Annotated in this window: 14 protein-coding genes; 8 read left to right on the plus strand and 6 right to left on the minus strand. The window is 39.3% G+C overall.

Annotation, left to right across the window (positions count from 1 at the left end; translation table 11 throughout):
• Positions 1-20 precede the first annotated feature (20 nt).
• The 7 genes from CWC29_RS00550 (at position 21) to CWC29_RS00580 (ending at position 9,324) form a co-directional block, all read left to right on the plus strand.
• The gene (locus CWC29_RS00550; RefSeq protein WP_128728824.1) at positions 21-1,004 is read left to right on the plus strand and encodes a diiron oxygenase; all 984 of its coding nucleotides are present in this window, start codon (positions 21-23) and stop codon (positions 1,002-1,004) included.
• Between the two features lie 163 nt (positions 1,005-1,167).
• Positions 1,168-5,541 (plus strand): AMP-binding protein, encoded by a 4,374-nt coding sequence (locus CWC29_RS00555; protein ID WP_138522962.1) that lies wholly within the window; start codon positions 1,168-1,170, stop codon positions 5,539-5,541.
• Positions 5,542-5,577: 36 nt separating this feature from the next.
• On the plus strand, positions 5,578-6,555 hold the full coding sequence (locus tag CWC29_RS00560; RefSeq protein ID WP_128728822.1) for a phytanoyl-CoA dioxygenase family protein: 978 nt from the start codon (positions 5,578-5,580) through the stop codon (positions 6,553-6,555).
• Positions 6,556-6,558: 3 nt separating this feature from the next.
• Entirely contained in the window at positions 6,559-6,918 is a 360-nt protein-coding gene (locus CWC29_RS00565; protein ID WP_128728821.1) for a rhodanese-like domain-containing protein, read from the plus strand.
• A 54-nt stretch (positions 6,919-6,972) separates the two neighbouring features.
• Positions 6,973-7,173 carry a tautomerase family protein gene (locus CWC29_RS00570; protein ID WP_128728820.1) on the plus strand — a complete coding sequence of 67 codons (201 nt, stop codon included), beginning with the start codon at positions 6,973-6,975 and terminating at the stop codon, positions 7,171-7,173.
• 121 nt (positions 7,174-7,294) lie between these two features.
• Positions 7,295-8,551, plus strand: coding sequence for a benzoate/H(+) symporter BenE family transporter (locus CWC29_RS00575; RefSeq protein ID WP_138522964.1), 1,257 nt, complete (start codon positions 7,295-7,297; stop codon positions 8,549-8,551).
• Positions 8,552-8,553: 2 nt separating this feature from the next.
• Positions 8,554-9,324 carry a TSUP family transporter gene (locus CWC29_RS00580; protein WP_138522966.1) on the plus strand — a complete coding sequence of 257 codons (771 nt, stop codon included), beginning with the start codon at positions 8,554-8,556 and terminating at the stop codon, positions 9,322-9,324.
• 1,106 nt (positions 9,325-10,430) lie between these two features.
• Here the strand turns inward: CWC29_RS00580 and CWC29_RS00585 are convergent.
• From CWC29_RS00585 to CWC29_RS00600, 4 genes are read right to left on the minus strand one after another with little or no spacing between them, the layout of a single operon-like run.
• Complete coding sequence (locus CWC29_RS00585) at positions 10,431-11,579, minus strand: hypothetical protein (protein ID WP_138522968.1); 1,149 nt, start codon at positions 11,577-11,579, stop codon at positions 10,431-10,433.
• Positions 11,580-11,612: 33 nt separating this feature from the next.
• Entirely contained in the window at positions 11,613-12,359 is a 747-nt protein-coding gene (locus CWC29_RS00590; protein ID WP_128728816.1) for a LuxR C-terminal-related transcriptional regulator, read from the minus strand.
• 30 nt (positions 12,360-12,389) lie between these two features.
• Positions 12,390-13,034, minus strand: a complete 645-nt coding sequence (locus tag CWC29_RS00595) for a DsbA family protein (RefSeq protein WP_128728815.1) — start codon at positions 13,032-13,034, stop codon at positions 12,390-12,392.
• A 51-nt stretch (positions 13,035-13,085) separates the two neighbouring features.
• Positions 13,086-13,685, minus strand: coding sequence for a glutathione S-transferase family protein (locus CWC29_RS00600; RefSeq protein WP_138522970.1), 600 nt, complete (start codon positions 13,683-13,685; stop codon positions 13,086-13,088).
• Positions 13,686-13,924: 239 nt separating this feature from the next.
• On the opposite strand from CWC29_RS00600, the gene CWC29_RS00605 reads away from it, so the two are divergent.
• The gene (locus tag CWC29_RS00605; RefSeq protein ID WP_128728813.1) at positions 13,925-14,812 is read left to right on the plus strand and encodes a LysR family transcriptional regulator; all 888 of its coding nucleotides are present in this window, start codon (positions 13,925-13,927) and stop codon (positions 14,810-14,812) included.
• On the opposite strand, the gene murI is transcribed toward CWC29_RS00605, so the two are convergent.
• Both murI and CWC29_RS00615 read right to left on the minus strand, forming a co-directional pair.
• Positions 14,809-15,630: a glutamate racemase gene (gene murI / locus CWC29_RS00610; RefSeq protein ID WP_138522972.1), complete on the minus strand. Its 822-nt coding sequence runs from the start codon at positions 15,628-15,630 to the stop codon at positions 14,809-14,811. The two genes, CWC29_RS00605 and murI, sit on opposite strands and share 4 nt — an antisense overlap.
• Before the next feature lie 15 nt (positions 15,631-15,645).
• Positions 15,646-16,893 carry an NAD(P)/FAD-dependent oxidoreductase gene (locus CWC29_RS00615; protein WP_138522973.1) on the minus strand — a complete coding sequence of 416 codons (1,248 nt, stop codon included), beginning with the start codon at positions 16,891-16,893 and terminating at the stop codon, positions 15,646-15,648.
• Positions 16,894-16,939: the final 46 nt, after the last annotated feature.

Consider the following 16,939-nt stretch of genomic DNA (forward strand, 5'->3'; position numbering starts at 1 on the left):
TAAGTTTAAAGGAGCTATAAATGAGTAATTTAGCAACGAAGATTTTACCGAACGTCGAGAATATCAAGAAAGAGACTAACAATATCAAGCATTGGTATCGCAAAGCTACAGTTCGCACCACAGACCGTATTATTGTGCCTAGCTTTGATAGCGATGAATATATTTTCCCCCCTTCAAGGCAGCCACTAGTTAGCCACCCATTAGTCATTAGTAAAGGTGAAGAGACTATAGGCTATATTCTTGCACAATCAGCTTATCAGTACATGTATGACATTGGTTTACTAGAGACCCGTTTCGTAATTGATTGTTCTTTAAATATTGTAAATAACGTAATTGAAGGCTTTAGTGATGTAACCAAGCGAGAAGCACTTGCTGTAGTAATTGATGAGGGTTATCACGCTTATGTTGCACTTGACTTTATTATGCAGATGAAAGAGCAAAATAAGATAGAGCCGCTTGAAGTTCCGCACTCTAACGGCAACCTTGATGCAGTTAGAAATGCCTATAAAGTTTTACGCCCCGAAATTCATAATCATTTTCAACTCATTTCTGTGACATTAGCCGAGCATACGCTAACCAAAGATTTATTGGCTATTGGTGACGAAAAAAATACTACAGAAACGTTTAACCAGGTTATGAGTGATCACGTTGCGGATGAAGGTCGCCACGCTAGCTTCTTCATGACAGCTACAACGAACTACTGGCCTAAGCTTCCAGAAGAAGTGAAAGTTGAAATCGGACAGTTCCTCCCTGCATATATTGACGAATATCTCAAGGGTGATGAAACGCGCGACTTTGATCGCAAAGTGCTACTAGCGGCAGGCTTTTCAGAGCAAGAAACGCAAACAATTTTGGATGACACTCATGAAGAGTATATGGCCAGAATGAATAGCTATATCCAAAAGACAACGCTACAGCTTGTTGAAGCTGTTGAGAAAATGCGGATGTTTGATCACGAGCCAACTAAGCAAGCATTTATTGCTCATGGTCATCAGGTTGACTGAGCCTGTGTAATTGCAAAGTAAAAATAAAGGGCCTTAGCCGGCTCTTTATAAGGATATTTAATTGAAGTCGTGTAAATAAAATACCTCATGCCATTTTATTCATAAAAGCCAAATAGACCGAGCATTGAGGTATTAACATCTCTTTAGGGGAGAGGTAACTACCATGATAGTAAAAGCCTTTTTTAATAATGCGCTAAAACATCAGGATAGGGTGGCTGTGGTTGCAGGTGAAGAACAGCTTTCTTATGCTCAACTGTACCAGCAATCGAAGGTTGTAGCTGACAATTTGATTCGCTTAGGTATCAAGCGTGGCGATGTTATCGCAATATGCTCAGATAGAGGCGTAAATACGATAGTAAGTATGTTGGCAACTATGCTAGCGGGAGCTGCTTATACAGTTGTTGAACAAACTCAAAGTACTGCCGAATTACTAAAACATTTATCAGATATTCAGCCGGATTATACGATTATCGCACATGCTGAAGCTTCTTCACTGAGCGAAACCATTGAAGCTTACACAGTTGAGCAGCTGTTGAATGCGACAGGTAAACATGTTGACCTGCCTGAGCTATCATCGAATGATATTGCCTATGTACTATTTACTTCGGGTTCAACAGGTAAGCCCAAAGGAGTGAAAGTCAGTCACGGTAATATTCATCACTATAGTCAAAGTATTTCGGCGCTAACAGAAGTAAAAGCACCACTGAACTTTGGACATTTGAGCACATTAGCTGCTGATCTGGGAAATACTTCTTTGTTCTTGTCACTTTATCACGGTGGCTGCTTACATTTGATAGATCAATATACGCGTAAAGATCCGCGAAAATTAATAACCTACCTTCGTGAGCAAGATATTGATTTTATTAAAATCACGCCTTCGCATTGGTCTGCTGTTATTCAGAGCTTCACGAATCAAACTGAGATATTACCAAGTCTTGAGTACATTATTTTTGGTGGTGAGCCTCTGCAAAAGCGCACTGCACGGGATGTATTGGAGAATCAAATAGCAAAACGGGTGTTCAATCACTATGGACCAACCGAAGCAACAGTTGGGGTTTCTGCAATCGAGTTAACTAGTATAGAGCATATTAATAGCTTCTCTGATGATGTCATCCCTATTGGTTCTCCATTTGGTGATACCTGCTTTTTTGTCAAATGTGATGATGGAAAATTCAAGTCCAGTAATGTGAGAGGTGAGTTATTAATTGCTGGTCCATCGGTAGCACAGGGTTACCGCAATAGAGTGGAAGAAACAAGTGCACGATTTATAAATATTGAGACACAAACTGGCACTGTACGTTGTTATAAAACAGGGGATTACGTCTCATTAGATGAAAGCGGAATGGCCAGTTTTATTGGCCGAATTGACCGCCAAGTAAAAATCAATGGCTATCGAGTTGAGCTTGAGAGTATCGAGAATACATTAAAAGAGCAGCTGTCAGTTTCTGCCGCATCTGTTGCTTATTTACAACATGAAAACAAAAACTGGTTGCTAGCAGCTATAACCACACCTGCGAAGCCATGTGACGATATAAAAGCAATGCTCAGTGAAGCTATGCCTGCACATACCATACCTCAGCGATTTTATGTATTAGATAAGATGCCGCGTAATGAAAATGGTAAAACAGATAACAAAGCCATTCAGGCGTTATTAAAAGCCAAGTTAGTTGAAGACTTAACATCTAATATTGACAGCCACGGTGCAGAAAAAAATCAGTATAGCGGCGAAAATCTTAAATTATTTCAATCTATTAGTCCCATTTTTTACAAGCATATTGCGCCACAACGCTGTGGTGTTCATGAAAATTTCTTTGAGCTTGGAGGAAATTCACTTGACTCTGTGCAGTTAGTTGCCGATTTGCAGTATAAGGGCTTTGCCATAACAGCTTTCGATTTCAACAACATGCCGACTATTGATGGCATTATTAGTAGTGTTATTAGCAATAGAGAGCGTCAAGAAAAGAGTAAAAACGCAACTAAGAAGACCTCTAGCGATGTTTTCGCGGCAGCACAAGACTTTTTCTTTAAAGAAAATTTAGCTAATCCGGATCTTTATAATCAGTCAGTAATTTTTAAGGTTGAAGCTGACTTAGAACCTGAGCTTCTGAAAACCGCAATAACTAAAATATGTGAACAGCATGAGTTATTGAAAACCGCTTTTAGTCAAAACGAAAACGGTGGCTACAGCGCAAAAACATTACCTCTGGCGATCGACAGCGTATTTTCCCACTCGATGATAAGTCTCGATGATGAAGAAGCAATTACTGAGCAGGCTAAACTAATCCAAAGTGCTATTCATTTAGAGTCTGGAGCAGTTTTTAAGGCGCATTTATTCTCTACAGGTGAAGGTATAAGTTACTTGTTGCTGGTAGCCCACCATATCTGTGTTGATGTTATTTCATGGCGCATTATTACCAATGAAGTAACGCAAATATATTGTGACTTGAAAGACGGAGTTGCAATCGCTGATAGCGCTGTGCAAAGCGGATTTTGGGATTGGGTTGACCACATACAAGGTGAAGTGGTTACACGAGAAAATATCGAAACTAAGTTAGCATCAAGCGCACATTCAACGCCACTGATTGATAAAGTAATACATACGGAAAGTGAAGCAAAGACAGACTGGCTAGTCTTTTCTAAACAGCACTCTGACGAATTAGAATCTATAGCCGCTGCTCAGCATGTACCCTTACATTTATTATTTTTAGGGGCATTGTTTCAAACGTGTGGCCGCTTACAAGATACCGAGCAAGTTTGCATCGACATTGAAAGTCATGGTCGAGTGTCATTTGATCCACAATTAGATATATCGAGAACAGTTGGTTGGCATACTTCGACCTTCCCATTAAATGTTTCAGTAAACAAGCAGCTATTTGAGCAAACCTTAAGGAATACTAAAGCAAGTTTTGATGCAGTTGCTGATTTGGGTGTTCATCGAAGTTGGCAAATTCACCATCATCAACATGCAGATGCTCTGTACCAGTCACCAATTTGTTTTAACTTCTTGGGAGACACTGATTTTCCACATGATGACCGACTAAAGCTGACACCATGTACTATCGATATTGGCACATGTCGAGGGGCAAGCAATCTACGCTTTCATGAGATCAAGGTATCAATCCAGAAAATGTTGGGTCAATACGTTGTCGATATTTCATATCCAGGTAACGCTAATCAACAGCAGCAACGACAAATATCATCATTTTTAGACAATTATCGTGCTTTATTAACAGGATTGCTTGTTGATAGCAGTACCGTCAAACCATCAATAACTACGTCGGGAACAAGTACTGGTGCTATTCACTATTGCCCTGAAAAGTTAAGTGAATCATTGGTAACTGAGCAACCCCGAGATTATAAAGAAGTCATTTTAACCGGAGCAACCGGATTCATCGGCATTCACTGTCTTGAGCAGCTGATGCGATTGAGTGATGCTGAAGTGGTCTGTTTGGTTCGTGCAACAGCCACTGAAAGCGCTTACCAACGTTTGTATGACAACTGGTGTTGGTACTTTGAGGCAGAACAATGGGAAAGGTATCAGGACAGAGTAAAAGTAATCGAAAGTGACCTTGTGATGCCAAATTTTGGTTTGGATGAAAATAGCTACAAGGCGTTACAAAGTAGTGTGGATGCAGTATATCACCTCGCTGCTGATACTCGTCTAGTAGGCTCGTTACAGCAGTTTCAGCAAGCTAACATCGTACCATTAAAGCAGATTATTGACTTTACTCGGCACGGTAAGTTGAAAGATCTTCATTATATGTCAACCCTAGCTGTTTGTGGAGTTTGTAAAGAGCAAACGCGATTTAGAGAAAGTTCGCTTAACATTGGTCAAGAATTTCAAAATGGCTATGAAAAAACAAAATATGAAGCCGAGGAAATTGTTAATAGTCATATAATTGATGGCTACCCTGCTTTCATTTATCGCACCGGTAATGTTTCAGGGAATTCTTTAACTGGAAAGTTTCAACGGAACTCATCAGCTAACAGACTTATTCAGTTCTTAAATGCAACCGCAAAGCTTGGTGTATTGCCTACTCATATTGATGAACAGGTAAACCTCAGCCCTGTTGATGTTGTAGCTTCATGTGTGATCAAGTTGTCTTTGCAGCAGCGCCAAAAGTCGGGAGTATTCCATGTTGACACACCACATTACTTCCCTATTAAGTCGTTGTATCAAGCGTTAGTTAAGCAAGGATTTAAATTTAATCGCTCTACTTGTAAAAGTTTCGGTGAGCTCTTTGAGGCGTTTGATGGTACCGCAGATTCAGATTTAGCATTAGGTAAGTTATGGAGCTCTCGCAGTCCCAGAAATGTGGTTTATGACCATAGTGAGACGCTTAGAAAGCTTTCCCTGATTGATTGTCAATTTGAGCCGCCAACGTTGGCTTGGATTGAACAGTTTGTTGCTCATCTTATTGAACGCAAAGCGATATGTAAGTCGGACCCTAATCAATTGCATTATGGTCAGTTTACTCGCAAACGTATTTTTCAATATCCGGATTATCCATCTGATTTATTAAAAGAAATCGCGTGAATTGTTTAACTAAACCATTATTAAAAGGAATATAAAATGCAAAAATTAAACCCCAACTTCCAACTAACACAAGAACATATAGAGCACTATCAAAGAACAGGATTTGTTGTTTTAAAGCAATTCTTTTCTGAAGAAATGATTGAATTTTTACGTGCTAGAGTGAACGACGAATTTGAAACTCCGACAGATCATTATCAAAAAGGGTTTGATAAGTTGAGATATGATCTATGTAACGGTGATGAGACGATTTTTGAGCTTATTGGCGATGAAAGCTTTAGGGATATCATGTTGTCGCTGTGCCAGGAGGACTTATTTTATACCCAAGGTGTTGGCTTTAGTTTGAAGCAAAGCAAACCAGGTGCGGTCAATAAAGGTTTTACTTGGCACATTGAGTCACAGAGTTTCGGGTTCAACCGAGCAGAGGATAACGGTACGACTTTATGGGCTCCTTTGCATAAAATAGACAGCAAAAAACAGCGTGGTGGTATGTGCTACGTTCCAAGAGACATTATTTCTGGTGAATTTATGTATGACTTTATTGATCCCGCTGTATTCCGCTGTATGGATGAGCATATTAAGTCAGGTGGTATTGATTTTGATGATTATGTATCGCTGCGTGATGACCCTTTAAATTCTGGTGGTATCGCTCGATTATTAGAGTATTTCTCGGTTGAAGATGATTATGAGTTAGGCGATGTCATTCTTTTTGACAAGTATGTATTACATCGCAGTGCACCGCTTGAGGAAGGCCCACTAGAGGCTCGAGATGCCTTTAGTTTACGTTTCATCGCAGCAGACTCTCGTTACGATCAAAAACGTGCTGAGATGATTGAAATACCACGAGACTATTATGGTTATGAGGGGCCGACTAAGTTTCATCTAGAAGTTTGTGATGTTGATAATGAACTAATAACTGAGAGTGCTTATTTTGATGCTGATAGAGATAAACGCTTTCTTAAAGCCAGTGAAGGTTTTTACAGTGCTTTAAAAGTAAAACAATCGAAGGCAGCGTAACTTATGGACCAGGTTAACTATTATGAAAATAAATTAGCGTTTGAAATTGACTCGTGGGATCTTCACGAGGCAATGAAATCAACTAAACAGGTTGTGGTATTGGATGTTAGAGGTGAAGTTGCCTATTCAAAAAAGCACATTAAAGGTGCTATCCATTACCCTCATAGCCAAATTATTGAGGACAACCGAGGTGATTTTGATAGCGCGACATTATACGTAACTTATTGTGATGGATTAGGTTGCAATGCAGCCACTAATGGTGCGCTGAAGTTAGCTAAATTAGGTTTCAAAGTGGTCGAGCTAAGCGGCGGTTTAACCTGGTGGGATGAACATGATTACCCAACCGTGAACGCCGAATCTTAATCTGTGAGTTAACAATAAAAGCATGATAAATGTAGCAAAATCAGGAATAAATTTATGCCTTACGTAAATATTAAAATAACACCTACAGAGTCGGGTGTAACCAAGCAGCAAAAATCAGATTTAATTGAAGGTGTTGCTGGCGTCTTAAGGGATGTGTTAGGTAAGCCAGAAAGTTATACAACAGTGGTGATTGATGAAGTCGCAATTGAGAATTGGGGGTCTGGTGGAAAACAAGTAACTAAGCTGGTCTCGTAGTTGTGATTAGGCAAAGTTTCAACTGTTAAATATTACGGTTTACGTCGCTAAGCTTTGTTCTAAAATTGAATGAAAAATGGGTATGTGCCCATTTTTCATTTTTATAATGGTAAATTAGAAAATGAAAAATAAAGTTCTTAATCCGCTGATTGATATATTTAAAGATATGTCATTATCTGCAATTAACGCTGGTTTTGTAACTGTGTTAGTTGGCTTTACCAGTTCAGTTGTAATCGTATTTCAAGCTGCCCAAGCTTTGGGTGCCTCTGAGCAACAAATAAGTTCATGGATATTAGCTCTGGGGCTAGGTATGGGGCTATCGGGTATCGCACTGTCGATACGTTATAAAACACCGATCACCACTGCATGGTCAACATCAGGTGCTGCTATGTTGGTGACTGGAGCCTCTGGAGTCAGTTTAAATGAAGCCATCGGCGCTTTTATTATTACTGGACTCTTGATCGCAATTAGTGGTTTTAGTGGGCTATTTGAGCGGTTGATGAAAAAGATTCCACTATCTCTCGCAGCTGCAATGCTCTCAGGTGTATTGTTAGACTTTGGTATTAATGCATTTGCTGCAATGCAATCAGAACTGATACTTGTGCTTGTGATGTTTCTTGTGTTTATTATCAGTCAGAAATTTAGTGCTCGGTATTCCGTCATTTTAGCGTTAGTTGTTGGGTGTAGTATTGCTTATCAACAAGGCTTAATTAGCCCTCAGCCCATGGACTTTTCAGTTACCAAACCCGAGTTTGTGACACCAGTATTTAGTTGGCAGGGGTTTATTGGTATTACGGTGCCGTTATTTATTGTGACTATGGCCTCACAGAATTTACCTGGGCTGACCGTGTTAAGAGCTTCAGATTATAAAGATACGCCAGTATCGCCACTTATTGCATGGACTGGTGTGTCTACAACACTATTAGCCCCTTTTGGAGCTTATGCAATTAACCTTGCCACGATAACATCTGCTATTTGTGTCGGTAAGGAAGCTCACCCAAATCCTAAAAAGCGGTATGTAGCGGCAATAGTCGCAGGGGTATTTTACATTCTGACTGGGATTTTTGGGGCGACGATTGTGCAGGCTTTTAGTGTATTTCCTGAGGCATTGATTCTAGCGATCGCGGGCTTGGCATTGTTGGGGACTATCGGTAATGCATTAAACTCTGCGGTGGCGGACGAAAATAATCGTCAGGCAGCATTAGTGACTTTTCTTGTAACAGCTTCTGGTATTTCCTTTATGGGAGTGGGATCTGCATTTTGGGGTATAGTTGCTGGAGTATTTGTGATGGTAATTGCTAAATCTAATTTTTTAACAGGACCTAAAGTTACCACAATAAATAAACCGAAAGCTGAGGTTGTTGACGAGAGTAGGTAGTAATGGAATTCTTTGAAAGTCTAGAGCCTTCGATCATATTACTTCTGTTTTTCATTGCGCTATTTGCTGGGTATATAGACGCGATCGCGGGTGGTGGGGGAGTTATCCAAGTACCGGCGCTGTTATTGTGTGGTGTTAGTCCAGTGGCGGCGCTTGCGACCAATAAAGTGGTATCAATGGTAGGTACCTCTTTCGTTGTGCTTAAGTATGCGCTCAACCGCCTAATTAGATGGCGTTATGTTCTGCTTGCCGGAATTCCTTGTTTTCTTGGTTCGATAATAGGGAGTAAAATTGCGATCGTCACACCTGAGTGGCTGTTAGAAGTGCTCATTATTGCTAGCATCTTAATTGCACTGATATTTAGTCGAATTGTTAAAGCTGAAGAACCTGGCTCTACAGAGAGTAGAAACCAACCGGCTTTTTTGGCTTGGCTGACAACAATTGGTGTTTACGATGGTGTGGCGGGCCCTGGTACCGGCTCTTTCATGGCTTTGGCAGTAAATAGAAGCTTAAAATATAATTTACTTACCGCGACTGCAATTGCAAAGCCGATTAATTTAATGACAAATATTGCAGCGACACTTGTATTTGTCTTTGCTGATAAGGTGCTTTGGGAGGCTGCTGTACCTATGTTGATAGCAAACGCTTTAGGTGGGTGGATTGGTGGGCACATGGCTATGTCAAAAGGATCTATGTTTATTAAAAGATTGTTAAGTGTGGTTTTGGCAACGATGTTAACTGCCAATATTGGGAAGCTTTTACTGAATTTTTAAATAGAAATAAGACTTAAGCAGTCCACGATGTTTACTAGTGAGCAACACTTTGAATAAAGTACTTGCTATCAAACATGGTGGGCTTTTTTGTTATCTCACCATAGTTTTGGGTAACTATTCTTTTCTAGCACCAAAGCTGTCTACTAGGCAAGGTGATAAGGTGAGACAAACTTAAAAAATAATAAGTGAGGCCATTCCTTATTTTAATCTGAGGTTTATTCACTTTGGTTAACTGCTTACAAAGACTTCTGAACCAGCAAGCATACTAAGTGAAAATAAATTTTAGACCGATATTTTTTTGCGTGAATTGTTTGGTAAGAGAAGTCTATCGATATAGTTTTGTAAGGGGGGGATTCCACTTTGTTCATAGGTTAACCAAAGGGTAGCGTCGTTCTAAAGTCACCTTTTCAAGCCACTTCTCTTAGCTTCGCTGCTAAACTGTTTTTTCGCCTCGATGCTACCTATGTTCACTTCCCATTTAATGATACGTCTAAATTGGAGTTTTCCAATTTCGCTCAATAAATACGTTTATGGTTAAACGGATAATTTTTAAATTTGATTCTGCCCATACTTCTAGAAGCCAGTTTGTGTTGTTTTACAATGCTCAGGACTGCTTTGGACAAAGTACTTACGCAACTACGCTTGTCTGCTGTTACCAACATTTTTGCAAAATGCTCCTTAATCACATTACTTTCTCGGTTGACTTCAGCATACGTTTTTAGGCACTTTAATTTCTTAACATTAGCAGCTTCCATATCCCCATGCTTCGACTTCCATACCGGAGTCAACGTCTTTTAGCGCAGCGAAGATCTGTGATTCGGTGAAATATGGTCTTTTATAGTTAGTCTACAGCTTTAATAATTACAGAAAACTCCAATTACGCATGTCTCACTTTATGGAAAGGTAACAAAATAGCGCATTTACTTAAAATAATTGTCATAAATACATAGGGTTGTGCGATGCTATGGGAGATCAAATTGCAATGGACTATCCTGAGGTTGCATAACTCTATTAACGAGCTATACCAAATCGGCTGGAATTACAGAAAAACTAGGCCCGGATCGTTCACATCAGGCCTAGTAGCTAGTCATTAATTACCGGGGTGATTACTGCTGTTCACGTTTAGCTTTTCTTAATGCCCAAACATAATCAAGTCCCAAGTATGGAATGGTTTCGCCATTACCATCAAGGAAAAGCTCAGTTTGAGGTGGCCCAACGTAGCCTAGTTTCTTACCATGAATATTGGTTTGCTCCAACAAAAAGCTAATTGGCTTAGATGGGCCTTGTTCACCTTTAACCGCCAAGGCGTGACAGGTGATGCAAGAGCTAGTTTCCAGATCCATAAAACTCTCTAATTGTGAGTTTGCCAGTGTGGTTGGAACACCGCGGTTATTAGTCCACTGAGTTTGAGTTCCGCGAAGGCGATAATTTTCCCATTTAGTACCTGAGAGGCCATAGCCCCGTGGATATTCATTACAGGATGGTGACGTTTCGGAGCAAGCTGCATGATCAACTGAGGGAGTCAACCAACCAGAAAATGCTTCAGGGTAGATTTGTGGCCACCGACGTTCATTATCAATATGCTCGAAAGTTGCCCAAAACCAAGTTGGAGAATCTTTTGAAACAATATGAAATCCCGACATACCATAAAGGTGAGTTACACCATCTCTGGTGACTTCTTTCCAGTGATAGCGAGGTTTATCAATTTCATCGATTCTTACCCAGTGTGCTTTAGCCGTTACCGACCCTAAAGGAAACTTGAGATCTGTTATGCCGCTTCGCGCTAGACGTTCTTGCTCATCAAGGCTATAAAGTTTGTGCTGACGTATGTAACGATAAGCGATACGGTTAAAGCGAATGCTTTCATCAGCAAAAACAGTATAGTCACCAGTTGGGAGTGTATCGAAGCCACCGGCTAGACAGCCTTTTTTCCATGAAAGTGGACGTGCAGCACCGTCTAAGAAAGTTTCTTCTCTTGATTGCCACACTTCCCATACCGTTGAGCCTGGCTCTCCAAGTTGCGAGTTTTTATCTGCTTTACACTTATCTGTATTCGCAGGCCAGTTCAAGGCCACAAATAGTTGCCAAGCATAGTGATCAGGTTGGTTAAGTGCCGTATTGGTATCTTGAGGGATCAACCAAGGTTTTTGTGAATTCCAAGGTTGATTGTGAGGGGATTGCAATTCATTGGCATTAGCTACTAATGCCAACATGCTCACCAATAGGTAAGCTAATATCATTGATGATTTTTTCATAGTGAGAAGTTCCATTTTTATATTATTTTTTAATTATATATTTGACTGTATTTTTTCAAAGTTAGGTTTTACGATTCCTTTCATTATTGCTAAAGCGACAGCATGTTGACGATTATTGGCTCGTAGTTTCTCAATAATGTTCATTAGATGGAATGTGACAGTCCTTTGAGATAGTCCTATTATTTTAGAAATTTCCCATGCTGTTTTTCCTTCGCATGCCCAGAATAAGCAGTCACTTTCTCTCTGAGAAAGTTGTTTTACAGGGTGGTTGTTTTCTTTTATTTTTAGGAGAGTAGATATGAGGTGAGTGGCGAATGTGTGGGCATATAATAAAATTGAATCTAAGAAGTCAAAATTGTGCTCTTTTTTAGAAATCATATTGAAATATACTAAATCGCTATCGTGGGTTTTTAAAGGGATATTTATTCCCGAATTCAAACCATTTTTAGATAGTATTTCAATAAGTTCCATTATGTTGTTTGTTCTTGTTTTTTTGTGTTTTTTTTTGCTCCATGATTGAGGGATATTTCGGTTCATCTGAGAAGATAGAAAATTATTCGTTTTTTCTCTGTCTGAGAGTATTTTTTTGATCAATTCCTTTTCTAAATTTGATTCACTTTTTAAAGTGGATGAGTAAAGTGATTTGTTCTCAATTGTGGTGAGGATAAAATATTCCATTCCACTCATTTCACAAAACTCTTGGCATAACCCTTTTAAACAATGTTCTGATTCAGACTTTTTTATTCGTTCTATTAGTTGATAAAAATCTTTTATGTTCATTGTAAATTACTTCCATATAAAAATGTCGGCTTAAGCAGCTAGACTTGTTATTTTAAGTATGACTTCTTCATAGAACTCAGCAGTCTTTGAGCCTTGTGAGTAATACTTTTTGTTGAAGCAAACTGCAGGTACTCCGTGACTTGATATTTCTTGAGCTCGGCTATACTTGGCGATTAATTCTGGTGGAGAAAATGCTGCATCGATTGCGGCTCTCGCTTCTTCGCTATCGAGCTTTAGCTGCTCAGCAAGAGTCACCAATTGCTCTGAATTAAATAGGTCTAGGCCTTCATTAAAATAACCTTTAATCAAAAGCTTATTCATTTCTATATGGAGGTTGTTAAGGCTTGCAAAGTGCATTAATTTATGTGCTTTTGAAGTGTTGTAGTAATGCGTTCTTTTACTGAAGTCGATCGGGACACCAGCAGCTTTGGCGGTTGCTAAAAGCCCTTTTCTATACTCATCATGCTGCTGTTCACTCCAGCCATTTACAGCCATTAATCTGGTGCTTATTAGCTCACCCTTAGCACTGAAATTAGGTTTAACTTCATATGGTAAAAACTCTATTCTTGGAATCACTTTACCTGATAATTTAGTTAACGCGGTTGTTAAGTTTGCATAGTTAATTGGACACCAGGAACAGTCGATATCATGGACATATTCTATTATTAAATTCATTTCTTCACCCGACAGTTAGAAAGGGTGTGTTACACCCTTTAATAGTAAATTTTAAGCTTGTTTCTCTGCTTCTTGAGAAAGTTTAAAGTTTTCTAAGTGACTAACTTTATCAATTAGCTGAGTAGTTTTTGGTCCAGTAATAATATCAACTGGGAAATATTGGCCCCAAGTATGATATACAGACAGTAAAATATCTGCGGCTGAATAATTTTCGCCACCAAGGAATGTATTGTCACCAAGCTTTTGTTCAACTACGGACCATAAGTGATTGATAGTTTGGGCTGCACTTTCTAATGCTGCTAACTTAGCATCGCTATCAGTCATTGATTGGGCGATGAAAAAAAGCTTGCTGTAAGCTGGATGCATAGTGGCATTTGCAAATAATAAGTTTTCAATAGCTTGCTTTCTTTGTGGTCCTGATTCTGGTAATAGCTTATTAGAGTGATTCTCTAATAGATGTAATATTATTGCTGCACCCTCAGTATATGTCTCGTTACCCTGAACTAACACAGGTACAGTACCAACAGGGTTTAATTTTTTGAAATCTGCAACAGAGTCTTTGTTTACCAGTTCAAAATCTGCATTTATTTCACGAAGTATTATCTGTGTAGCTAAAGAGCATGCGCCAGTCATATAATAAAGTGTGTACATTTTATTTCCTTTTAAATTTAAGGGGTTCAGAGTGTAAAAACTCTGAATCTAGTTTTAGCCAATTCTTTTTCTTGGCTGCGTATTAAGATTAATGAAGTATTAGGAGGGGATAAATATGCTAATTTCAAACATGCTGTTGACAGAAAAGAAACAATGTAAATACTTCTTTTATTGTTTATTTCTTTTTTCTGTTTTGTTAACATTTATCGAATTGTATTGAAGTGTTGGAAGGGGTTGCAATGGATAGGTTGGGGGCAATGGAGATTTTTGTCAGGCTAGCTGAATTAGGGAGCTTTACAGCAGTTGCAGATGAAGCCAACACATCAAAATCTAAAGTGAGTAAAGAGCTGAGTAAACTTGAAGAGTATATAGGGGTACGGCTCTTCCATCGTTCAACTAGACACATACGGTTAACCTCATTGGGCGAAGCCTACTTAAAGCGATGCAAGAGTATTTTGAAGGAAGTGGAAGAAGCACAATCCGATATTCAGTTGTTACAAGATAGACCTGCAGGGAAGCTCAAGGTGAGTGTACCGATGGCACTTGGCCTGACTGATTTAGCGCCGTTATTTAGCGAATTTATGAAATTATATCCTCATATTGAGTTAAATATATATTTAAGTGATGAGTCGGTAGACCTAATTGAGCAAGGATTTGACATAGGGTTACGTGCAGCAAGTACAGCATTTGATTCAAATTATATAGGTAAGCGTTTAACTCAGTTTCGCTACCATGTTGTCGCATCTAGAGAATATCTAGATTCCCACTCACCGATTACTGTTCCCAAAGATCTTGAAAAGCACAACTGTTTTATCTACAGCTACTTTAGAAAAAAAAGCGTTTGGCCGTTGGGATCTGGAGTGGCAGTGTCTGGTTCGCTCAAAGTTAATAGCACTATCTTTATGATGGAGCTTATCAAGGACGGATTAGGTGTAGGTTTTATTCCAGAGAGTGTTTGTAAACCTCTACTAGAATCCGGTGAAGTAGTGTCTATACTTTCCGAGTATAATAAGGCTAGTTTAACATTATACGCCATGTATCCTGCTCGACATCATGTCCCGACATCACTGCGTTATTTTTTAGATTTCTTTCAAGAGCACTTTAAAAGAATCAATGCAGACAATTAGACAATGATGTCTAAATAACTCAAGGAGCTTTGGCACGATAAAAAATTAGCAATTCTCTGTGGTTCTATGTCATGCCTACGGAGCGAATCAACCACATTTATACTCAATGCCCCAGGAAAAGAAGTATTATTTGTGAATTCGGAGATATTGCTCAATATCTCTTGGACACGGTTGGCAACAGCTTCTCCAGAGTCAATAATCTTGATATGAGCTGGCAGTATGGTGCTAATTTCCTCAAGTATCAAAGGATAGTGGGTACAGGCTAAGACGACTACGTCACAATCATTAATGCTTATGGTGTGAGCGATTGCTGATAGCTCTTTTGCAACCCCATTTAAATATGATGCCTTACCCATTATTTTTTCTTCTGCTGCAATCACTAACCGTTGGGAAGGAAATAGCTGTACATTACAATTTGCCGCATAGTTATCAATTAGTGTATTGACGTACTTCGAATTGATAGTGAGCTCGGTACCAAGCACGACAAATGATTTATTTAGACTAATAGTCGAGGCCGGCTTAATTGCAGGCACAACACCGATAATTGGCAATTTGAATTCTTGGCGTAGTTGCGTTAAAGCAATAGTACTAATGGTATTGCAAGCAATAACAATAGCTTCTGGGGGGCGTTTACCGATGGCAGCTCTGAGGATCTGTATCACACGTGGCACTAGTTCGCTTTCGGATTTACTGCCGTAAGGGAAGTAGTCACGATCAAATACATAATCTATATTAAGTGAAGGATTTTGCTTCATTAGTTCAGTAACAATGGATAACCCACCAACACCTGAATCAAATACCAAAATAGAAGGCCGCATATAAATTATTTCTCGTTAAACTATTTCTTTTTCAGATTGCTTTATGACTGTATCAGCTAGGGCATATTCACTATTTTGTAATTTCTCTTGTTCAAGCCTTAGACCTTTCACTATGGCTTGTTTAGCAAATATAAAAGCGCTGGGGTGATTGATACATTCGGTTGCAACAAGTTTCTCGTGAGAAAAGTACCATAGTGATAGCTTATTGCTTTCAACTCTCTCAATCGTATGAGTGTAATTACTAGCTAATCCAGCAATTTGTAACTTAGTGTCGAATTGATCTGACCAAAACCAAGGGAGTTCAGATTTAGGTTCTGGCTGGTTGCAAGCATGAGCTGCTATCCTTTTAGCAGTTGATATCGCGTTTTGTACTGACTCTATACGCATATACTGGCCGATATCAGTGGAAAATTGACTAGCACAATCTCCCGCAGCATAAATACAGGGATCGTTGGTTAAGCCATTATTATCGGTAGCAATACCATTATCTACTTTCAGTTCTGCCTGCTCTGCAATGTGAGTATTTGGTTGTACTCCAATTCCAATTAGGACAAGATCACAATCTACTTTCAGTCCTGCAGCGGTAACCACACCTTCGACTTTTTTGCCTCCGGTAAACTCAGTAGCTTTACTATGAGTAAGTATCTTAACTCCATTTTCTTTTTGTATTTCACTTAAATACTTGCCTACGCTTTTGGAACAAACACGATTGAGAACTCGCTCTTCGTGTTCTAATAAGGTTACATTCAAACCAAGTTTGGTCAGGCTGCTTGCTGCTTCTAACCCGATAAATCCTCCTCCAACCACGACAGCAGATTGAGGTCGATGTTGAGCTATAAACTGCTTTAATAAATTAGCATCGGTTAACGTATTAAGATAAAAAATATTCTGCTTGTCGCTGCCTGGAATAGCAAGCTGGCGAGGAGTTGCGCCGCTACAAATTGCTAACTTTTCATAATCTAGCTGTTGTTCATTACTCAGCTCAATTTGCTTTTTATGTCTATCAAGCTTTCTTACATGCGCATTATCAATGATTTCGATACCTTTTTTTTGATAAGCAGTAAGGGGCTTTATTCTGATAGCGTCGCTGGATTTTTCCCCTGTAAGATAACTCTTAGATAGAAAAGGCTTTTGATATAGACTAGTAGCCTCCACTGCAAGCATTGTGATATCCCCTTGCCAGCCCTCTTTCCTCAAACTCAAAGCTAGTTGCGAGGCTGCTTGTCCGGCACCAATAATAAGAAAGCGATTTGCTTTATTCATCAATAATCTCTGGGAAAATTTTTTTTCATGTTGCCATTCTATTTAG

Source organism: Pseudoalteromonas galatheae (assembly GCF_005886105.2).
In the GTDB taxonomy this organism is placed as follows: Bacteria; Pseudomonadota; Gammaproteobacteria; order Enterobacterales; family Alteromonadaceae; genus Pseudoalteromonas; species Pseudoalteromonas galatheae.